Origin of the sequence: Leifsonia sp. NPDC056824 (assembly GCF_042789575.1) — a bacterium.
Lineage (GTDB): Bacteria > Actinomycetota > Actinomycetes > Actinomycetales > Microbacteriaceae > Leifsonia.
Genome location: NZ_JBHUAV010000002.1, coordinates 482,410 through 502,157, shown reverse-complemented (window position 1 = coordinate 502,157; position 19,748 = coordinate 482,410). Strand labels below are relative to the sequence as shown.

Annotated in this window: 17 protein-coding genes and 2 tRNA genes; 15 read left to right on the top strand and 4 right to left on the bottom strand. The window is 69.9% G+C overall.

From position 1 onward, the window contains the following. Positions 1-87: 87 nt before the first annotated feature. A complete protein-coding gene (locus ACFRFH_RS11785; protein ID WP_382463184.1) occupies positions 88-1,116 on the top strand; it encodes a hypothetical protein in 1,029 nt (342 codons plus the stop codon). Next, complete coding sequence (locus tag ACFRFH_RS11780; RefSeq protein ID WP_382463183.1) at positions 1,101-1,526, top strand: hypothetical protein; 426 nt, start codon at positions 1,101-1,103, stop codon at positions 1,524-1,526. Before ACFRFH_RS11785 ends, ACFRFH_RS11780 begins: the two co-directional genes overlap by 16 nt. Before the next feature lie 60 nt (positions 1,527-1,586). On the opposite strand, the gene pepN is transcribed toward ACFRFH_RS11780, so the two are convergent. Beyond that, a complete protein-coding gene (pepN, locus tag ACFRFH_RS11775; RefSeq protein WP_382463182.1) occupies positions 1,587-4,133 on the bottom strand; it encodes an aminopeptidase N in 2,547 nt (848 codons plus the stop codon). Positions 4,134-4,237: 104 nt separating this feature from the next. Here pepN and ACFRFH_RS11770 point away from each other — a divergent pair, with 104 nt between their 5' ends. From ACFRFH_RS11770 to ACFRFH_RS11745, 6 genes are all read left to right on the top strand, one after another. Then, on the top strand, positions 4,238-4,726 hold the full coding sequence (locus tag ACFRFH_RS11770; protein WP_382463181.1) for a ribose-5-phosphate isomerase: 489 nt from the start codon (positions 4,238-4,240) through the stop codon (positions 4,724-4,726). Further along, complete coding sequence (locus ACFRFH_RS11765) at positions 4,726-5,700, top strand: Fpg/Nei family DNA glycosylase (RefSeq protein WP_382463180.1); 975 nt, start codon at positions 4,726-4,728, stop codon at positions 5,698-5,700. The genes ACFRFH_RS11770 and ACFRFH_RS11765 overlap by 1 nt, the downstream gene beginning before the upstream one ends. Positions 5,701-5,710: 10 nt before the next feature. Continuing rightward, entirely contained in the window at positions 5,711-6,349 is a 639-nt protein-coding gene (locus ACFRFH_RS11760) for an FMN-binding negative transcriptional regulator (RefSeq protein ID WP_382463179.1), read from the top strand. Then, a complete protein-coding gene (locus tag ACFRFH_RS11755; protein ID WP_382463178.1) occupies positions 6,346-7,791 on the top strand; it encodes an amidohydrolase in 1,446 nt (481 codons plus the stop codon). Before ACFRFH_RS11760 ends, ACFRFH_RS11755 begins: the two co-directional genes overlap by 4 nt. A gap of 150 nt (positions 7,792-7,941) precedes the next feature. Next, positions 7,942-9,366: a sensor histidine kinase gene (locus ACFRFH_RS11750; RefSeq protein ID WP_382463177.1), complete on the top strand. Its 1,425-nt coding sequence runs from the start codon at positions 7,942-7,944 to the stop codon at positions 9,364-9,366. Between the two features lie 85 nt (positions 9,367-9,451). Then, positions 9,452-10,108 (top strand): response regulator, encoded by a 657-nt coding sequence (locus tag ACFRFH_RS11745; RefSeq protein WP_382463176.1) that lies wholly within the window; start codon positions 9,452-9,454, stop codon positions 10,106-10,108. A gap of 81 nt (positions 10,109-10,189) precedes the next feature. Here ACFRFH_RS11745 and ACFRFH_RS11740 read toward each other — a convergent pair. Then, positions 10,190-10,260: transfer RNA gene (locus ACFRFH_RS11740), tRNA-Gly, on the bottom strand. Positions 10,261-10,360: 100 nt separating this feature from the next. Between ACFRFH_RS11740 and ACFRFH_RS11735 the strand changes: the two genes are divergently transcribed. The 6 genes from ACFRFH_RS11735 to clpX all read left to right on the top strand — a co-directional run bounded on the left by ACFRFH_RS11735 (position 10,361) and on the right by clpX (position 15,360). Continuing rightward, positions 10,361-10,435: transfer RNA gene (locus ACFRFH_RS11735), tRNA-Pro, on the top strand. Positions 10,436-10,495: 60 nt separating this feature from the next. Further along, positions 10,496-11,884 carry a trigger factor gene (tig, locus tag ACFRFH_RS11730; protein WP_382463175.1) on the top strand — a complete coding sequence of 463 codons (1,389 nt, stop codon included), beginning with the start codon at positions 10,496-10,498 and terminating at the stop codon, positions 11,882-11,884. A 136-nt stretch (positions 11,885-12,020) separates the two neighbouring features. After that, positions 12,021-12,506, top strand: coding sequence for a tetratricopeptide repeat protein (locus ACFRFH_RS11725; protein ID WP_382463174.1), 486 nt, complete (start codon positions 12,021-12,023; stop codon positions 12,504-12,506). Positions 12,507-12,619: 113 nt separating this feature from the next. Further along, positions 12,620-13,213, top strand: a complete 594-nt coding sequence (locus tag ACFRFH_RS11720; RefSeq protein WP_382463173.1) for an ATP-dependent Clp protease proteolytic subunit — start codon at positions 12,620-12,622, stop codon at positions 13,211-13,213. A 29-nt stretch (positions 13,214-13,242) separates the two neighbouring features. Continuing rightward, entirely contained in the window at positions 13,243-13,902 is a 660-nt protein-coding gene (locus ACFRFH_RS11715; RefSeq protein WP_370053042.1) for an ATP-dependent Clp protease proteolytic subunit, read from the top strand. A 183-nt stretch (positions 13,903-14,085) separates the two neighbouring features. After that, positions 14,086-15,360: an ATP-dependent Clp protease ATP-binding subunit ClpX gene (gene clpX / locus ACFRFH_RS11710; RefSeq protein WP_345839226.1), complete on the top strand. Its 1,275-nt coding sequence runs from the start codon at positions 14,086-14,088 to the stop codon at positions 15,358-15,360. Here the strand turns inward: clpX and ACFRFH_RS11705 are convergent. Further along, positions 15,317-16,624 carry an ion channel protein gene (locus tag ACFRFH_RS11705; protein WP_382463172.1) on the bottom strand — a complete coding sequence of 436 codons (1,308 nt, stop codon included), beginning with the start codon at positions 16,622-16,624 and terminating at the stop codon, positions 15,317-15,319. The two genes, clpX and ACFRFH_RS11705, sit on opposite strands and share 44 nt — an antisense overlap. 129 nt (positions 16,625-16,753) lie before the next feature. Next, on the bottom strand, positions 16,754-18,811 hold the full coding sequence (locus ACFRFH_RS11700; protein WP_382463171.1) for a M3 family metallopeptidase: 2,058 nt from the start codon (positions 18,809-18,811) through the stop codon (positions 16,754-16,756). A 76-nt stretch (positions 18,812-18,887) separates the two neighbouring features. On the opposite strand from ACFRFH_RS11700, the gene ACFRFH_RS11695 reads away from it, so the two are divergent. Beyond that, positions 18,888-19,694, top strand: coding sequence for a methyltransferase domain-containing protein (locus ACFRFH_RS11695; protein WP_382463170.1), 807 nt, complete (start codon positions 18,888-18,890; stop codon positions 19,692-19,694). Positions 19,695-19,748: the final 54 nt, after the last annotated feature.

Genomic DNA, 19,748 nt, shown 5'->3' with positions numbered 1-19,748 from the left:
GAAATGCAAGACGTGCGATGGGTTGATTTATCAAAATGCATGCACTTAGGTTGGTCGGCGACAACGTAGTCGACCGATTGGACCACGATGAGACAACGCACAAAACTCGCCATCGCCGCTGCCGCGACGGGCGCGCTGACCCTGGGACTCTGCTCGCCCGCGCACGCCGACGAGGAGGTCAGCGACGTCATGGACGCCCTCGCTGCGGTGAGCGAGAGAGCAGGGACCTCACCGGCCGACAGCTCTGACGTGCTCAGCCGCGTCGCGGAGGTCGAGACGACGGAGAGCGGCGAGTTCGCGATCGACGAGCATGTCGGCGCGACGGACGTGGCGATTCCGACGGACCCCCGCGACGATCTCTCGCTCGCCGTCGAGCACATCGGCATCGAGATCTCGATCGGACTGCCGTTCGCCGACCAGGCCCGGCACGCCACGGTGGAGGCGGACGGGATCGTCTCGTACGACAACCGCAACGGCACGACGACGGTGCCGGTCGTCAAGGACGACGGCAGCGTCCAGATCACCACCGTCATCGATGGCGCCTCCGCTCCGACGCGCTTCGACTACACGATCGCGCTTCCCATAGGCGGCTACTTGGAGCAGCTCGACGGCGGCATGATCGTCATCCGGGACGCGGATGGGGGCTTCCAGGGCGGTGTCCTTCCCGCCTGGGCGAAGGATGCGGACGGCGCGGACGTGCCGACGCACTTCGAGGTCGACGGCGGAGTGCTGACCCAGGTGGTCGAGCACGATGCGTCGACGTCGTACCCGGTGGTGGCAGACCCCGAGGTCGGTGGGGGGCTGCTCGCCGGCTACTGGATGAACCGAAAAGGCACATTTTGGGGTGCGAGCGTGTGGTCGACCCATCTCTCGGCGTGGGGCGCCGCCGTCTACACCCAGGGGATCGTCGGCATCGAGATCGTGAAGAACCAGGGCTGGACGGAGTGGCGCAACTTCCCGCCGACCCCGGTGAGCGCGACCCTGGAGCAGCAGTACAAGTGCCACGCCCAGTTCGGCTATGCCGTGTGGCTGTCTGGGGTCTGGTGGGACTTCGAGACGGCGCGTCCGTCGAACCCGAACTGGCTGTGGAATCACCAGCAATGCAACTGGGTGTGAGGATGGTCGGGCGTAATCTGAAGCGAACGACAACGGCCACGGGCCTGGGAATCGTGTGCGCACTGGCCTTGACGTCCTGCTCGTTCTTCGACCCGCGGGGATCGCTCGACCCGCGGGACGGGTTCGGCTCCGACGTCTATCTCCTGCCAGCACTGGAGCTGCCCGTCGATGTGACCGACACGGTGTGTCCCAGTCGCTGGGGCTGCGAGAAGGCGGCCGAGTCGGAGCGAGTGCGGATCATGCGCTTCAGCAGCTACCCCAAGGCGCAGCTGGAGACCTACAAGTTGGCTAGGTCAGGATTCCGCTCGGACCGTTTTGTCGTTGAGTTCCTCGACCCCTCCATCACGGATGACGAGTGGAGGTGGGTCGTGACCATCGTCGACGGCGCGGCGACGCCTTCACCGGACTGACGGCAACGAAACGGGGAGCCCGGCATCAGCCGAGCTCCCCGTTTCCGTGCCAGCGGACCGTTACGCCTGCGCGTCCCGCGCCTGCGCAGCGAGCGCCCGCTCGACGCCCGCCAGGTTCTCCACCACGAGCCGGCGCAGCGCGGCAGGCTCCTGGTTCGCGTCGAGCCACGCGCGCGTCGCGTCGCGCAGCGCGGCGTTGGCGAGCGGCGCCGGGTACATGCCCGCGACGAGGTACTCCGCGATCTTGTACGTGCGCGACGCCCAGACGTCCTGCAGCGCGGCGAAGTACGGCGCCACGAAGGACGCCAGCACAGCCTTGTCGGCCGCGCGCTGGAAGCCGAGGCCCGTGAAGCGCACGATCGTGTTGGGCAGCGCGTCCGAGCCGAACACCGAGTCCCACGCTGCCTGCTTGCCCGCGAGCGTCGGGATGGTCGCGCGCGCCTGGGCGGCGAACTGCGCGCCGTTGGCGGTGTTGTCCTCCGCGAGTGCGGCGTCCACCTCCGCGTCGCCCGCGACCCCGCCGGCGACGAGCGCGATGAGGAGCTCCCAGGCCAGGTCGGTGTCCACGGTCAGACCCGGGAGGGTCACCGTTCCGTCGCGCAGAGCGGCGACGCTCGCGAGCTGCTCCGGGGTGGAGGCCAGCGCCGCGAAGAACTTGACGAACTGGAACTGGGCGTCGCTGCCGGCCTCCGCCTGCTGGGCGAGCTCCCAGAGGGCGGCCGCGGCCTCCTCGCCGGTCTGCTGCTGGTGCTCGGGCGCGACGTAGCTGCCGGCGGCGAGCACGAGCTGCGTGAGGGTGGTGCGCAGCGTGGTGGACTCGGTCTCCGACGCGATGTTGCCGAGCACGAGGCGCACGTAGTCGCTCGCCGGGGTCTCGGCGTCGCGGGTGGCGTCCCAGACCGCGCCCCAGACCAGCGAGCGCGCGAGCGGGCTCTCGATCGAGGACAGGTGCTCGAGCGCGACGCGGTGCGAGTCCTCGTCGAGGCGGATCTTCGCGTAGGCGAGGTCGTCGTCGTTGAGGAGGATGAGCGCGGGGCGCTTCTGGCCGACCAGCTCGGCGACCTCGGTCCGCTCGCCGTCGACGTCCAGCTCGACGCGCGAGGTGCGGACCAGGCGGCCCCCCACCAGATCGTAGAAGCCGACCGCGAGGCGGTGCGGGCGGATGGTCGGGTAGTCGGCCGCGGCGGTCTGCAACACGGCGAACGCCGTGATCGTGCCGTCGGGGTCGACGGACAGCTCCGGGCGGAGGGTGTTGACGCCCGCGGTCTCCAGCCACAGCTTCGACCACTCGGTCAGGTCGCGGCCGCTGGTGGCCTCCAGCTCGACCAGGAGGTCGGTCAGCTCGGTGTTGCCGTGAGCGTGCTTCTTGAAGTACTGCGCGACGCCGGCGAGGAAGTCCTCCTGGCCGACCCAGGCGACGAGCTGCTTGAGCACCGAGGCGCCCTTGGCGTAGGTGATGCCGTCGAAGTTGACCTGCACGTCCTCCAGGTCGTTGATGGTCGCGACGATCGGGTGCGTGGAGGGCAGCTGGTCCTGGCGGTACGCCCAGCTCTTCTCCATCGCGGCGAAGGTCGTCCAGGCCTCGGTCCACTCGGTGGCCTCGGCCGTGGCGAGAGTGGAGGCGTACTCGGCGAACGACTCGTTCAGCCAGAGGTCGTTCCACCACTTCATCGTCACGAGGTCGCCGAACCACATGTGCGCCAGCTCGTGCAGGATCGTGACGACCCGGCGCTCCTTGATCGCGTCGGTCACCTTGGAGCGGAACACGTAGGTCTCGGTGAAGGTCACCGCTCCGGCGTTCTCCATCGCGCCCGCGTTGAACTCGGGGACGAAGAGCTGGTCGTACTTCTCGAACGGGTACGCGTAGTCGAACTTCTCCTCGTAGAACGCGAAGCCTTCGCGGGTCTTCTCGAAGATGTAGTCGGCGTCCAGGTAGCCGGCGAGGCTCTGGCGCGCGTACACGCCGAGCGCGATGGTGCGGCCGTCACGGCTGGTGAGCTCGCTGTGCACGGACTCGTACGGGCCGGCGATCAGCGCGGTGATGTACGAGGAGATGACCGGCGTAGCGGGGAAGGACCAGGTCTTGGCGCCCTCTCCGGCCGCGACGGGCTCCGGGGTGGGGGAGTTGCTGACAACCGACCAGTGCGCGGGGGCGGTCACGGTGAACGTGAACTCGGCCTTCAGGTCGGGCTGCTCGAAGACCGCGAACATGCGGCGGGAGTCCGGCACCTCGAACTGGGAGTAGAGGTACACCTCGCCGTCGACCGGGTCGACGAAGCGGTGCAGGCCCTCACCGGTGTTGGTGTAGATCGCGTCGGCGTCGACGACGAGGGTGTTCTCCGCCTGCAGGCCGTCGAGCTGGATGCGCACGCCGTCCGAGACCACAGCCGGGTCGAGCTCGACACCGTTCAGCACGACCGAGTGGACGGCGCGGGTGATCGCGTCGATGAAGGTCGAGGCGCCCTCGGTCGCGGAGAAGCGCACGGTCGTCGTGCTGCGGAAGGTCTCCGGGCCGGTGGTCAGATCGAGTATGACGTCGTAGCTGCTGGTGCGGACGAGCGACGCGCGCTCCTGGGCTTCGATGCGGGTGAGGTTTTCTCCGGGCAACGCTGACTCCTTGGAAAAAGCGGGATGGGTGTGGATCGTGTCCACCGCATCCACCTTAGTGAGGTGCGCCCAGGAGCGTCGGCGGCCTTCCCTAGACTGTCCCCATGCGCATCCACATCGCCACCGATCACGCCGGTCTCGAGTTCAGCCAGCACCTCCAGGCGCACCTGACGGAGGCCGGGCACGAGGTGGTCGACCACGGTCCGGCCGAGTACGACCCGATCGACGACTACCCCGCTTTCTGCATCAACGCGGCCACGGGCGTCGTCCGCGACCAGCAGGCCGGCGTCGAGGCGCTCGGCGTGGTCTTCGGCGGCTCGGGCAACGGCGAGCAGATCGCGGCCAACAAGGTGCTCGGCGTGCGTGCAGCCCTGGTCTGGAACGAGAGCACCGCCGAGCTCGCCCGCCAGCACAACGACGCCAACGTCATCTCGATCGGCGCCCGGCAGCACACCGTCGAGGAGGCCACCCGCTTCATCGACCTGTTCATCGCCACGCCGTTCTCGCTGGAGGAGCGCCACGTCCGCCGCATCGCGCAGCTCGCGGAATACGAGGCCACCGGCGACATCGCGGGCAAGAACGTGGACCGCTGATGCCCGAGGGCCACTCCGTCCACCGCATCGCGAAGCAGTTCGCGGTCAACTTCGTCGGCCACCGGGTCGCGGTGTCCTCCCCGCAGGGCCGCTTCGCCGAGGATGCGCAGCGCATCGACGGGCACACGCTGATCGCCGCGAAGGCGGTCGGCAAGCAGATGTTCCTGGAGTTCGACAACGAGCTCTGGCTGCGCATCCACCTCGGCATCTACGGCGCCTGGGACTTCGCCGGCGACATCAGCATCGACCCGACCATCGCGAGCGCCAACGGGCGGATGGGCCAAACCAATCAGACGGGCACGGTGCTGGACGAGGCCGGCGAGAACTCCCTGCACTCCATCGGCGCTCCCCGCCGCACCCGGCTGCGCATGTCGGAGTCGGAGAAGGTGGAGGCCGACATCGACGTCTTCCCGCCGGAGCCCATCGGCCAGGTTCGAGTGCGCCTGCTCACGGACACCGCGGTGGCGGACCTCCGCGGCCCGACCGCGTGCGAGGTGCTCGACCCCGCCGAGGTGGACGCGGTGATCGCGAAGCTCGGACCCGACCCGCAGGTGGACGACGGCCCGGAGGCCGAGGAGGCCTTCGTCGCGAAGGTCCGCACGAAGCCGACCGCTATCGCACTGCTGCTCATGGACCAGAGCGTCGTGAGCGGCATCGGCAACGTCTACCGCGCCGAGCTGCTCTTCCGGGCGCGGCAGAACCCGCACACGCCAGGCAAGCTCGTCCCGGAGGACACCGTCCGGGAGCTGTGGCGCGACTGGGTGCACCTGCTCAAGATCGGCGTCGAGACCGGCCAGATGATGACCATGGACGACCTCGACGAGGAGTCGTACCGCAAGGCGATGGCCAAGCGCGAAGACCGGCACTGGGTCTACAAGCGCGAGGGCCTGCCGTGCCGGATCTGCGGGACGCACATCGTGCTGGAGGAGCTGGGCGGCCGCAAACTGTACTGGTGCCCGAAGGATCAGAAGTAAGGAGCGCTGCGTGCGTCAGAACCCCAGTTTCACCCTGACCGACCGGGCCGAGATCGAGCGGATCATCCGCGAGAACCCCTGGGGCACGTTCGTGAGCAACGCCTCCAGCGGGCTGGTCGCCTCGCACTACCCGGTCATCCTCGACGACACCCGCGAGGAGCTCAGCATCGTCAGCCACGTCGGCCGGCCCGACGAGCAGCTCCACGAGCTGGGCGAGCACGAGCTGCTGGTGATCTTCCAGGGTCCGCACGGCTACATCTCGTCGTCCTGGTACGACGCCGACCCAGCCGTGCCGACCTGGAACTTCGTGGCCGTCCATCTCTCCGGCGTGCCCGAACTGCTGAGCCCGGAGGAGAACCTCCAGGTGCTGGAGAAGCTGGTCGACCACTTCGAGCGCGAGCTGCCGGAGCCGCGGCAGATGCGCGGGACGCTGGAGGACGAACGCTACGCCGAGCGCATCTCCTCCGGAACGGTCGGCGTGCGCCTGACGCCGACGAAGATCGTCGCCAAACAGAAGATGAGCCAGAACCGTCCCGACCACATCGTGGACTCGATCATGACCGAGCTCGGCGGCGGTTCGCCGTACGCGAGCCCGGCGCTGCTGCGCGAGATGCAGCTCGTGCACGACCGCCGCCGCGCGGCGCGATGACGCTCGTCCTGGCCGGCGGGCGGCTGCCCGGGTCGGGCGACCCGGTCGATGTGACCGTCCGCGACGGCCGGATCGCGTCGATCGCCCCGGCCGGGGCTGCCAGTGAGCGCGGCGTGGAGCGCATCCGGCTCGACGGGCGCTGGCTCATCCCTGGGCTGTGGGACCAGCACGTCCACTTCACCCAGTGGGCGCAGACCGCGAGGCGCCTGGACCTGTCGCGCGCGTCATCGGCTGCCGAGGCGGCCGCCTTCGTCCGCTCGCGTGCCGAGGCGGACCCCGGCGCGGACGTTCTGGTCGGCTTCGGCTTCCACGACGCGCTGTGGCCCGATGTCCCGACCCGCGAGCTCCTGGATGCCGCGGCGGGGGACCGCCCTGTCGTGCTGATCGCGGGGGACCTGCACTGCTCGTGGCTGAACACCGCCGCGTTCGAGCGGTACGCGCCGGGCGCGGAGGGTGCGTTGCTGCGGGAGGATGCGAGCTTCGCCCTGACGAGCCGGCTGACGCCGACCGACGAGGCGACGCTGGACCGCTGGTCGGCGGAGGCTGCGCAGGCTGCCGCCGAGCGCGGTGTGGTCGGGATCGTGGACCTGGAGTACGGCTGGAACCTGGAGGTCTGGACCCGCCGCATCGCCTCGGGCGCGCGCTTCCTTCGCGTCGAGTTCGGCGTCTACCGCGACCGTGTGGCCGACGCGGCCGCCTTCGGACTGCGCACCGGCGCGCCGGTGGAGGACACGGACGGCCTCCTCACGATGGGCCCGTTCAAGGTCATCTCGGACGGCTCGCTGAACACCCGCACCGCGCTCTGTCGCCACCCGTACCCGGACGGCGGCCACGGCGTCGCCAACCTGACGCCCGCCGAGCTGCTGGCCGACCTGCGGTTCGCGGCCGGGAACGGGATCGAACCGGCCGTGCACGCGATCGGCGACAAGGCCAACCGGCTGGCGCTCGACGCCTTCGAGGCGCTGGGCGCGGGAGGTCGCATCGAGCACGCGCAGCTCATCGACCCGGCCGACATCCCGCGCTTCGCCGCGCTGGGTGTCATCGCCAGCGTCCAGCCCGAGCACGCGATGGACGACCGCGACGTCGCCGACCGGCTCTGGGCCGGGAGGACCGCCGACGCGTTCCCGCTGGCGGCGCTGCTCGCGTCCGGCGCACGCCTCGCCTTCGGCTCCGACGCCCCGGTTGCGCCCCTCGACCCGTGGGCGGCCATCGCTTCGGCGGTCGGCCGCACGCGGGACGGCCGGGAGCCGTGGCATCCCGAGCAGCGCATCCCGGTGGAGGCCGCCCTCGCCGCGTCGACCCGGACGCGCGTCGCCGTCGGCGAGGCCGCCGACCTCGCCCTCGTGGAGGCCGACCCGCTCGCGGCGACCCCCGACGAGCTGCGCTCGATGCGGGTCGCCGCCACCCTCCTCGCCGGCCGCCTCACCCACACCACGCTCTAACCCCCGCCGAAGGGCACGTAAACGCCCCTAAAAGTGCGTTTTAGGGGCGTTAACGTGCCCCTCGGCGGCTGCTTCCCGGGGGATAACCCCCGTGAGATTCGGGAGGGTCGCGGGATGGGGCCGCGTGCATCGTTTCGCGAGGCTTGAGGCATGAACGAACAGAGCACCGTCCCTCTGCCCGCGGGCGACGTCCCCGGCGCGGCCACCGCGTCTGCCAGTCTGGATGCCGTGACCGCCTCCTCCGCCACCCCGACCGCCGCCGGCCGCACCGGCTACGGGTCGTTGTGGCGCGGGGTCCCGCGCGAGCTCGGCTTCCTGCTGCTCACGATGCCCATCGCGATCGTCGCCTTCTCCGTGCTGTACTCGCTGTTCTGGACGGGCATCGGCACCATCGTCATCTACGTCGGCTTCTTCATCGTCGTCGCGACCTTCTACACGGCGCGCGCGTTCGGTGTCGTCGAGCTGACCCGCCTCGACTGGGCCGGGAGGCCGGCCATCCCGCGCCCGGTGTGGGAGCCCGCCGACAAGCCGCGCACATTCTGGCGCTTCCTCTTCGGCCCGTGGGCGAACGGCCACTACTGGCTGTACCTGCTGCACGGGATGATCGTCAACCCGATCGTCAGCGTCATCAGCTGGAGCGTCACCATCGCGTGGACGTCCGTCGCGCTGGGCGGCCTGACCGGCTGGCTCTGGCTCGGCTTCCTCCCGCACGGGAACCGCGAGTTCTTCCTGTCCCGGGTGATTGTGGACGCGGTGTTCGGCATCCACTCGACGTTCGATCCGGTCGCCGGGGACCGCATCCTGTACCTGATCGCCGGGATCCTGTTCGCCGCGACCCTGCCGTTCGTCACCCGCGGACTCACCCTCCTGCACCACGCCGTGGCCCGCGGCCTGCTCGGCGCCTGGCCGTCGGAGGCCCTGCAGCGCGAGGTCGCGGACCTGTCCGCCCAGCGCGGCGCCGCCGTCGCCGCCGAGGACCAGTCGCTGCGCCGCCTGGAGCGCGACCTCCACGACGGCCCGCAGCAGCGGCTCATCCGGCTGCAGATGGACATCGCGGCCGCCGAGCGCAAGCTGTCCGACGACCCGGAGGCCGCAGCGCAGCTGCTGGCGGAGGCACGGAAGCAGGCCGGAGACACCCTCGAAGAACTGCGCGCACTGTCCCGCGGTTTCGCCCCGCCGATCCTCCAGGACCGCGGCCTCGGCGCGGCCGTCGACTCGCTGGCCGCGCGCAGCACCGTTCCGCTGACCGTGGAGTCGGCGCTGAGCCCGGGGGAGCGGTTCAGCCCGGAGGTCGAGCGCAACGCCTACTACGTGCTGGCGGAGCTGTCGGCCAACCTCGCCAAGCACTCCGGCGCGACCGCCGGCCGGCTGGTGCTGGAACGCACCCTCGACACGTCCGGTCGGCCGTGGCTGTCGGTCGCGCTGACCGACGACGGCCACGGCGGCGCCACGATCGTGCCCGGGCACGGGCTGAGCGGGCTGGCCGAACGGGTGCACGGCCTCGGCGGAGAGCTCGTGGTCGACAGCCCCGCCGGCGGCCCGACCGCGATCGGCGCCCGCCTCCCGTTGACGTAACCGCCCCCACATTCGTGCCGAATGTCGCGATTCGCGGCCGCATTCGCGACATTCGGCACGAATTGTCGGGCCCTATGGTGGAGGGGTGCGTGAACCCGGCCCCCTCCGCCTCGTCGTCGCGGACGACTCCGTCCTCCTCCGCGAAGGCCTGGTCCGCCTCTTCGACGAGGCCGGCTTCGAGACCGTCGGCGCGTTCGGCGACGCGGACTCGCTGCTCGCCGCCCTCCCGTCGCTGGCGCCCGACGTGGCGGTACTGGACGTCCGGATGCCTCCGACGTTCCGCGACGAGGGCGTCCGCGCCGCGCTCGCGCTGCGTGAGTCGTTCCCCACCGTGGGAGTCCTTCTGCTCAGTCAGTACGTGGAGGGCACCTACGCCCAGGAACTCCTGGCCAGCGGCCGCGGCGGCACCGGCTACCTCCTGAAGGACCGCATCGCCTCCCTCGACGAGCTGCGCGACGCCGTCACCCGCATCGCCGCGGGCGGTACCGTCCTCGACCCGGAGGTGGTCCGCGAACTGCTCGTGCGGCGCACCGACCCGCTGGGCGCCTTGACACCGCGGGAGCGCGACGTGCTGACGCTGATGGCCGAGGGCCGCACCAACGCGGCGATCGCGGCGCGGCTGGTCATCGGCGTGGGCGCGGTGGAGAAGAACGTGACGTCGATCTTCCAGAAGCTGGGACTGGAGGACTCGGGCGACGACCACCGCCGCGTGCTGGCGGTGCTGGCGTACCTCCAGCGGTGACCCACAACGATCGAAGGGCACGTAAACGCCCCTAAAACCGCGGTTTAGGGGCGTTTACGTGCCCTTCGGCGTTCGTAAACGAGGGGATGACGGGAATCGAACCCGCGTAATCAGTTTGGAAGACTGAGGCTCTACCATTGAGCTACATCCCCGAAGGCCGTCCTCTGCGGACGGCCGTCGACCATCGTAGTACACGCGGGGGGATGCCCGCGTGCAGTAGACTGGCGCACGGTCTTTCGCACCGCTTGAAGCCGGGGCGTAGCTCAGCTTGGCTAGAGCGCCCGCTTTGGGAGCGGGAGGTCGCAGGTTCGAATCCTGTCGCCCCGACGAGGACCTCGTTCCTTGCGAGTAGACCATCGTTCGAACATTCAGGAGAACCCAGACATCGTGAAGACCACGGTCGAGAAGCTCAGCCCCACGCGTACCAAGCTCATCATCTCGGTGACGCCGGAGGAACTGCAGCCGTCCATCAAGCACGCCTACGAGCACATCGCGGAGCAGGTGAGCATCCCCGGTTTCCGTAAGGGCAAGGTGCCGCCGCCCATCATCGACCAGCGGGTCGGCAAGGCCGCCGTGCTCGAGCACGCGGTCAACGAAGGCCTCGACACCTTCTACCGCCAGGCGGTGGAGGAGAACGACGTCCGTCCACTCGGACGTCCGCAGGCCGACATCACCGAGTGGCCCAGCGAGAGCGACTTCTCGGGTGACCTTCTGCTCACCATCGAGGTCGACACCCGTCCGGAGGTCACCCTTCCCGACTTCGGCGACATCACCCTCACCGTCGACGCCGCCGAGGTGTCCGTCGACGACGTCGAGGAGGAGCTGGACCGTCTGCGCAGCCGCTTCGGCACGCTCGTCACGGTCGACCGCCCGGCCAAGTCCGGCGACTTCGCCCAGATCGACCTCACCGCTGTCATCGGCGGCGAGGAGGTCGACACCGCCGCCAACATCTCCTACGAGATCGGCTCCGGCGAGCTCATCGACGGCATCGACGAGGCGCTCGACACGCTGACGGCCGGCGAGACCACCACCTTCGAGGCCCCGCTCATGGGCGGCGACCACGAGGGCGAGAACGCGCAGATCACCGTCACCATCAACGCCGTCAAGGAGCGCGAGCTCCCGGAGGCCGACGACGACTTCGCGCAGATCGCCAGCGAGTTCGACACCATCGGCGAGCTGCGCACCAGCCTCCGCGGCCAGGTCGAGCGCGCCAAGTCGTTCGGCCAGGGCACCGCCGCGCGCGACCAGCTGGTCGACAAGCTGCTCGAGCTGGTCGAGATCCCGGTTCCCGCCTCGCTGGTCGAGGACGAGGTGCACCGCCACCTCGAGCAGGAGAACCGCCTCGAGGACGACGAGCACCGCGCCGAGGTCACCGAGTCGAGCGAGAAGACCTTCCGCACGCAGATCCTCCTCGACGAGGTCGCGCAGGCGGAGGACGTCAAGGTCAGCCAGGACGAGCTCACCCAATACCTCGTTCAGGGTGCCGCCCAGTACGGCATGGACCCGAACGAGTTCGTCAAGATCCTCAGCGAGAACGGCCAGATCCCGTCGATGGTCGGCGAGGTCGCCCGCAACAAGGCGCTCGCGATCATCCTCGGCAAGACCGAGGTCGTCGACTCCAACGGCAAGAAGGTCGACCTCACCGAGTTCGTCGCCCTCCCCTCCGACGAGGACGAGGACGCCGCGGACGAGGACGTCGCTGCCGAGGCCCCGGCTGAGGAGCCGGCCGCCGAGGAGAAGCCGAAGAAGCGCGCCGCCAAGAAGAAGGCCGAGTAACACCTTCCATCACGAGGCCGGGCACCCCGCGGGGCGCCCGGCCTTCGTGCGTCTAGGGGACGCGACACGCCGTCTGGCACGATGGATGACGGCGAGTCGCGTCCCCTGTGTGGCGCATCGTGGAGGGTGGGGCGAGATGGACGACTGGCGGCAGCGGGTGGACGCGGTGTGGGCGACGGCCGACGCCCTGGGGGAGGACAGCACGGTCGCGGCGATCGACGCGCTCGTCGCCGAGCGGCCGTCCGGCGACCCGGTCGCCCTGTTCGAGGCGGCGGGAGCACGCGACTTCGCCGGCCGAGAGGCGGAGGCCGAGCCGTTCTACCGGGCGGCCCTCGCGAACGGGCTGGTCGAGCCGGAGCGCGGGCAGGCGATCGTGCAGCTCGCGAGCACGCTCCGCAACCTCGGCCGGCCCGGCGAGGCGCTGGCGCTGCTGCGCGACCTCCTGGAGGCCGAGCCGGAGCATCCGCTGGCCGACGCCGCCCACGCCTTCGCCGCGCTGGCCCTGTTCGACGACGGCCTCCCGGCCGACGCGCTCCGCGAGTCGCTGCGTGCGCTCGTCCCGCACCTGCCGCGGTACGGCCGCGCGGTGGAGGCCTACGCCGCGGCGCTGGACGACGACTGACCCGCCGCGCACACCACCGGCGCGACACCCGCTCTGCCCAGGGCGAACAGCGCCGAAAAGCGCCCAGCGCTCCGATAGATTCGATGCCAAGCGACAAAGTGAACGGAGCGAACATGGCCGACGTGGGTATCCAGCCCAATGTTTTCGACAGACTGCTGAAGGACCGCATCATCTGGCTCGGTTCCGAGGTGCGCGACGACAACGCCAACGAGATCGCCGCGAAGCTGCTGCTCCTTGCTGCAGAGGACCCGAAGCGCGACATCTACCTCTACATCAACTCTCCCGGCGGCTCGATCACCGCGGGCATGGCCATCTACGACACGATGCAGTTCGTCCCGAACGACATCGTCACGGTCGGCATCGGCATGGCCGCGTCGATGGGTCAGCTGCTGCTGACGGCCGGCACCAAGGGCAAGCGGTACATCACGCCGAACGCCCGCGTGCTGCTGCACCAGCCGCACGGCGGCTTCGGCGGCACGGCCAGCGACATCCAGACGCAGGCCCAGCTCATCCTCGACATGAAGAAGCGCCTGGCCGAGATCACGGCCGCCGCGACCGGCAAGTCGACGGAGCAGATCAACGCCGACGGCGACCGCGACCGCTGGTTCAGCGCCCAGGAGGCCCTGGACTACGGCTTCGTCGACCACATCCGGGAGTCCGCACTGGACGTCTCGGGCGGCGGCGGCACCGACCAGGAATCCAAGTAGCGGCCCGCCGGAAGGACAAGGACAACACTATGAACACCCCCATGCTCGGCGGGTCGGCCCTCCAGGCGCCCGGCGCCCGCTACATCCTCCCGTCGTTCGAGGAGCGCACGGCCTACGGCTACAAGCGGCAGGACCCGTACGCGAAGCTCTTCGAGGACCGCATCATCTTCCTCGGTGTGCAGGTCGACGACGCGTCGGCCGACGACATCATGGCCCAGCTCCTCGTGCTCGAGAGCCAGGACCCGGACCGCGACATCGTCATGTACATCAACTCGCCCGGCGGCTCGTTCACGGCCATGACCGCGATCTACGACACGATGCAGTACATCCGCCCGCAGATCCAGACCGTGGTGCTCGGCCAGGCGGCCTCCGCCGCGGCCGTGCTGACCGCCGCCGGCACCCCGGGCAAGCGCCTGGCGCTGCCGAACGCGCGCATCCTCATCCACCAGCCCGCCGTCGGCGAGGCCGGTCAGGGGCAGGCGTCCGACATCGAGATCCAGGCCAACGAGATCATGCGCATGCGCACCTGGCTGGAGGAGACGCTCGCCAAGCACTCCAACCGCTCGGTCGCGCAGGTCAACAAGGACATCGACCGCGACAAGATCCTCTCGGCTGACGAGGCCCTGGAGTACGGCCTGATCGACCAGGTGCTGACCAGCCGCAAGACGCTGCCGGCGCTCGTCAAGTAGCTCTGCGTCGCCGAACGCCCCCGTCCGCACCGGACGGGGGCGTTTCGCGTTTCGAGCCTCGTGCCTCGTGCGTGTCTGCTCCTGGCATAAGGGCCCCGCGTGTCGAATCGTCTCCGGTGCGCCCCAATGTCCCCGTCTCGGGTTAGGCTCGACGGAGACACCCGAAGAAGGAGGGGGAGACGGATGGCACGCATCGGGGAGAGCGCCGATCTGCTCAAGTGTTCCTTCTGTGGCAAGAGCCAGAAGCAGGTACAGCAGCTGATCGCCGGTCCTGGCGTGTACATCTGCGACGAGTGCGTCGAGCTCTGCAACGAGATCATCGAGGAGCGGCTCGCCGAGGCGGGCGAAGAGGCCTCCGGTGAGTTCGACCTCCCGAAACCGAAGGAGATCTTCGGCTTCCTCGAGGAGTACGTCATCGGCCAGGAGCAGGCGAAGCGCGCCCTGGCCGTCGCCGTCTACAACCACTACAAGCGGGTGCGGGCCAAGCAGACCCTCACCTCGGCCGACGCGATGGACGACGTCGAGATCGCCAAGTCGAACATCCTGCTGATCGGCCCCACCGGCTGCGGCAAGACCTACCTGGCCCAGACGCTCGCCCGCCGGCTCAACGTGCCGTTCGCGGTCGCCGACGCCACCGCGCTGACGGAGGCCGGCTACGTCGGCGAGGACGTCGAGAACATCCTGCTCAAGCTCATCCAGGCCGCCGACTACGACGTCAAGCGCGCCGAGACCGGCATCATCTACATCGACGAGGTCGACAAGATCGCCCGCAAAGCCGAGAACCCGTCGATCACGCGCGACGTCTCCGGCGAAGGCGTGCAGCAGGCGCTGCTGAAGATCCTCGAGGGCACCGTCGCCTCCGTCCCGCCGCAGGGCGGTCGCAAGCACCCGCACCAGGAGTTCATCCAGATCGACACGACGAACGTGCTGTTCATCGTGGCCGGCGCCTTCGCCGGGCTGGAGGACATCATCTCCTCGCGTGCAGGCAAGAAGGGCATCGGCTTCGGCGCCCCGCTGCACTCCAAGGGCGACGACATCAATCTCTTCTCCGAGGTGCTGCCGGAGGACCTGCACAAGTTCGGCCTCATCCCCGAGTTCATCGGCCGCCTCCCGGTCGTGACCACGGTGACGCCGCTCGACCAGGACGCGCTCATGCAGATCCTGACCGTGCCGAAGAACGCGCTCGTTCGCCAGTATCAGCGCATGTTCGAGCTCGACGGCGTGCAGCTCGAGTTCGAGCACTCCGCCCTGGAGGCCATCGCCGACCTCGCGGTGCTCCGCAAGACCGGCGCCCGCGGCCTCCGCGCGATCATGGAGGAGGTGCTCGGCCCGATCATGTTCGAGGTGCCGTCCAGCTCCGAGGTCGCGCGGGTCGTCGTCACCAGGGAGGCCGTGCTCGAGAACGCCGCTCCGACTATCGTCCCGCACCGCCCGCGGCGCGAGGAGAAGTCGGCGTAAGCGTCGCCGGCTTGATCAGGAACTCGGGCGCCTTCGTCACCATCAGCCACGCCGGAAGCACGGCGAGCGACAGCATGGGCAGCACGAGCAGGTTCTGAGTGACGGCGACGCCGATGAAGATGGCGATCCAGCCGTCCCGGGTGACCGCGAGCGTGATCCCGAAGACCCCCGCGGCGACCGCGACGGGGAGCGGGACGGCGGGCACCAGGGCGACGGCGAGGGTCCCGATGGCGGCCCCGATGAACACGGCGGGGAACACACGGCCGCCGCGGAACCCGGCGCTGGCCGCCACGAGCAGCGCGGCCAGCTTGACCGCGATGATCAGCACGAGCTGCCCTGTCGGATAGTCGGCGCGGTTCACGACGAGCGTGCCCATCTGCTCCAGGCCCTTGAACAGGGTGATCGGGCCGCCGAGGGCGCCGAGCAGGCCGAGGACCACGCCGCCGGCCAGCGTGATCAGCAGCGGATGCCGCAGCGCGTGGAACGCTCGGTGGACCCACGGGAACAGCACCGCGCCGAGCAGGCCGACCGCGGTGGACAGCACCCCGATGATCAGCGCCGAAAGCACATCCCACCCGGTGATCTGGGTGTACGACGGCATCGGGATCCCGAAGTGCGGATGGGCGAGCAGCGTCATGGTCAGCGAGCCGGCAGCAGCCGACACGAGCGGCAGGAACAGCTTGTCCCACAGCGCGCCGCCGCCCTTCACCGCGGCGACGACGCCGGTGAAGACCAGGGCCGCGGCCACCGGGGTGCCGAACAGCGCTCCGATCGTCCCCGCGGCGGCCATCAGCATGACGACGCGCGCGGGGACGGCCTTCCACAGCCGACCGACCAGCGCGACCAGGAGGCTGACGTTGATGGCGATGATCGGGTTCTCCGGCCCGAGGCTCACGCCGCCGGCCAGCCCGAGAACCGCCGCCAGCGCGAGCGACGGCACGGCGCCGACCTTCAGCGGTGTGGAGACCAGATCGGTCGTCGCGGAATCCGGCCCGGCGTGGCCGGGGACGAGCCAGACAGTGAGCCCGACCGCGATGCCGGTGACGGTGAGGATCAGGAAGATCCACCATCCGGACGACGGGTCGATGCCGAGCGCGTGGGGGAGCGAGGTCCAGACACCGTCGTCGATGACGGCGGCCAGCTCGTCGACCGCCCACAGTGTGAGCGCGCTGACCACGCCGATGACGACGGCGGGGATGGACAGCAGGAGCAGCGACCGCACGGAAGGCGCGGGCATCTCCGGTTCCGGTGCCGTCGAGGTCATGCTGCCCCCTTCTCGCGCTGCGCTGAGGCTCGCGCTGCGCTCAGGCTCGCGTTGCGCTCAGGCTCGCGTTGCGCTCAGGCTAGAGGGCCGCGCGGGAAGGGGGCTAGGTGCAGATCGTGGCCCGGCGGCTCAGCCGTCGAGGCCGCGGCGCTTCAGCAGCGGCTCGATAACGGCGTCGCGCCCGCGGAAGTCGCGGTACGCCTCCAGCGGGTCCTTCGAGCCGCCGACACCGAGCAGGCGGCCACGGAACCGGTCGCCGTTCTCTCGGGTGAGGCCGCCGTTCTCCTTGAACCACTCCACCGTGTCGGCGTCGAGCACCTCGCTCCAGATGTAGGAGTAGTAGCCCGCGTCGTAGCCGCCGGAGAACGTGTGCGCGAAGTAGGTGCTCGCGTAGCGCGGCGGCACGGCCGGGTTGTCGAGTCCGACCGCCGCGAGCGCCGCCGCCTCGAACGCGCCGACGTCGGTCACCGTGTCGTCGGCGGTGATGGCGTGCCAGGCCTGGTCGAGCAGGGCGGCGGCCAGGTACTCGCTCGTCGCGAAGCCCTCGTTGAACGACTCGGATGCGTGCAGCTTGTCGATGAGCTCCTGCGGCATCCGCTCGCCGGTCTCGTGGTGCACCGCGTAGTTGGAGACGATCTCGGGCCACAGCATCCACATCTCGTTCACCTGGCTCGGGAACTCGACGAAGTCGCGGAAGACGTTGGTGCCGGCGAACTTGGGGTAGGTCACGCGAGCGAACAGGCCGTGGAGGGCGTGGCCGAACTCGTGGAACAGGGTGTTGGTCTCGTCGTAGGTGAGCAGGGTCGGCTCGCCGGCGGCCGGCTTCGGCACGTTGAGGTTGTTGACCACGACGGTCGGGTAGCCGAGCAGCTCGGACTGCGAGATCAGCGGGTTCATCCACGCGCCGCCGCGCTTGGAGTCGCGGGTGTAGAGGTCGAGGAGGTAGAGGCCGAGCCCGGAGCCGTCCTCGTTGCGCACCTCGAAGACGCGCGCGTCCGGGTGGTAGCCGACCAGGTCCGGCCGCTCCTCGAAGGTGATGCCGTAGAGCTTCGTCGCCGCGTGGAAGACGCCGTCGTGGAGGACGCGCTCCGCTTCGAAGTACGGCCGCATGGCCGAGAAGTCGACGTCGTACTTCGCTTGCCGGACCGTGTCCGTGAGCTTCGACCAGTCCCAGCTCTCGACGGTCTCGCCGTCACCAAGCTGTCCGGCGAACACAGCCTGCTGCTGGAGGTCGGCCTGCTCGGCACGCGCGTTGCGGGCGGCGGGAGGCGCGAGTCGGCCGAGCATGTCGGCGACGGCCTGCGGGGTCCGCGCCGTCTCGTCTGCCGTGACGAACGCGGCGTGCGTGTCGAAGCCGAGCAGGCGGGCCCGCTCGGCGCGCAGCCGGGTGATCTCCAGCACCAGGTCGCGGTTGTCGTGCTCGCCGCCGCGGATGCCGCGGGAGCGGGAGGCCGCCATGATCCGCTCGCGCGAGCGTCGGTCGGTGAGGCTTGCGAGCCACGGGTGGCCGGTCGGCAGCACGAGGCTGACGACGTACTTGCCGTCGAGTCCGCGCTCGCGAGCGGCCTCCGCCGCGGCCGAGAGCTCGCCCTCGCCGAGGCCCGCCAGCTCCTCGGCCGAGTCGAACACCACGGCGAGCTCGTTGGTGTCGGCGAGCAGGTTCTTCTCGAAGCGCGTCGTCAGCGTGGAGAGGCGCTGGTTGTCGTCCCGCAGCCGTTCCTTCTGCTCGTCGTCGAGCCCGGCGCCGGCGAGGGTGAACTCGGTGAAGTAGCGCTCGATCAGGTACACGCCCTCCGGGTCCAGCCCGAGGTCGTGGCGCCGCTCGTGCAGCGACTGGAGGCGCGCGTAGAGCGCGGGGTTCAGCCGGATGGCGTCCTGGTGCGCGGAGAGCAGGGGAGCGATCTCCTCCTCCAGCGCGTTGGTGAAGTCGGTGCTGTCGGACGAGCTCTTGTTGAAGAACACCTCGGCGACGCGCTGCAGCACCTGCCCGGAGCGCTCCAGCGCGAGCATCGTGTTCTCGAAGGTCGGCTCGTCCGGGGAGGACGCGATCGCCTCGACCTCGGCCAGCTGCTCCGCGAAGCCCTGCTCGAAGGCGGGGCGGTAGTGCTCGTCCCGGATGTCGGCGAACGGCGGGAGCTGGTAGGGGAGCGGACTGGGGGAGAGGAAGGGGTTCGAGGAGTCGGCCATGCCCTCAGCCTAGATGCACCGAAATGTTCACCGAGCGCGCCGCGTCGGCGGCACGGGACGAACCTAGGATGGCCCCATGAAGGTCGTCGATCGCTATCTGCACGGTCATCACGAGAGCGTCCTGCGGTCCCACGAGTGGCGGAATCTGGCCAATTCGGGCGCGTATTTCGCCGGCCTGCTCCGCCCGGGGATGACTGTCCTCGACGTCGGCAGCGGACCCGGCACGCTCACGTTCGACATCGCGGCGCGCGTGGCGCCCGGCACGGTGATCGGCGTCGACCGGAGTGCCGCGATCGTGGAGCACGCCACCGAGGCCGCGAGCCGGCGCGGCGCGGCGGGCGTGTCGTTCGCGGGCGGTGACGCGTATCAGCTCGACTTCCCGGACGGTTCCTTCGACGTGGTGCACGCGCATCAGGTGCTCCAGCATCTGTCGGACCCGGTGGCGGCGCTGCGCGAGTTCCGCCGGCTCGTGCGCCCGGGCGGCTTCGTCGTCGCGCGCGACGTGGACTGGGGCGGCACCATGTGGGCGCCGCTGCTCCCCGGCCTGGCCGAGTGGATGCGGATCACCCGGGCCGTGCAGCGCGGCAACGGTGGCGAGCCCGACGCCGGCCGGTTCCTGCGGAGCTGGGCGCTCGACGCCGGCTTCGCGGACGTGACGAGCTCCGCTTCGGTGTGGTGCTTCGCGTCCGACGAGGAGCGGCGCTGGTGGGGCGGGCTCTGGAGCGAGCGGGTGACGGCGTCCGACTGGGGCGTGCAGGCGCGGGAGGCGGGCGAGGCGGACGCGGAGACGCTCGAGGCGGTCTCCCTGGCCTGGCTGGAGTGGGCCGCCGACGCGTCCGGATGGTACGGGATGCCGCATGGGGAGATCATCGCGCGCGGCTGAGTGAGGCACCTGCAAAACCCCTTGCAAAGAGGCAATTGCAAACGAATAGTTGCA

Coding starts and splice junctions, on each gene's coding strand:
- ACFRFH_RS11755 (WP_382463178.1), top strand. CDS start 6,346: ATGACGCTCGTCCTGGCCGGCGGGCGGCTGCCCGGGTCGGGCGACCCG.
- ACFRFH_RS11765 (WP_382463180.1), top strand. CDS start 4,726: ATGCCCGAGGGCCACTCCGTCCACCGCATCGCGAAGCAGTTCGCGGTC.
- ACFRFH_RS11725 (WP_382463174.1), top strand. CDS start 12,021: ATGGACGACTGGCGGCAGCGGGTGGACGCGGTGTGGGCGACGGCCGAC.
- clpX (WP_345839226.1), top strand. CDS start 14,086: ATGGCACGCATCGGGGAGAGCGCCGATCTGCTCAAGTGTTCCTTCTGT.
- ACFRFH_RS11780 (WP_382463183.1), top strand. CDS start 1,101: ATGCAACTGGGTGTGAGGATGGTCGGGCGTAATCTGAAGCGAACGACA.
- ACFRFH_RS11715 (WP_370053042.1), top strand. CDS start 13,243: ATGAACACCCCCATGCTCGGCGGGTCGGCCCTCCAGGCGCCCGGCGCC.
- ACFRFH_RS11720 (WP_382463173.1), top strand. CDS start 12,620: ATGGCCGACGTGGGTATCCAGCCCAATGTTTTCGACAGACTGCTGAAG.
- ACFRFH_RS11695 (WP_382463170.1), top strand. CDS start 18,888: ATGAAGGTCGTCGATCGCTATCTGCACGGTCATCACGAGAGCGTCCTG.
- ACFRFH_RS11785 (WP_382463184.1), top strand. CDS start 88: ATGAGACAACGCACAAAACTCGCCATCGCCGCTGCCGCGACGGGCGCG.
- ACFRFH_RS11770 (WP_382463181.1), top strand. CDS start 4,238: ATGCGCATCCACATCGCCACCGATCACGCCGGTCTCGAGTTCAGCCAG.
- ACFRFH_RS11700 (WP_382463171.1), bottom strand. CDS start 18,811: ATGGCCGACTCCTCGAACCCCTTCCTCTCCCCCAGTCCGCTCCCCTAC.
- ACFRFH_RS11705 (WP_382463172.1), bottom strand. CDS start 16,624: ATGACCTCGACGGCACCGGAACCGGAGATGCCCGCGCCTTCCGTGCGG.
- ACFRFH_RS11750 (WP_382463177.1), top strand. CDS start 7,942: ATGAACGAACAGAGCACCGTCCCTCTGCCCGCGGGCGACGTCCCCGGC.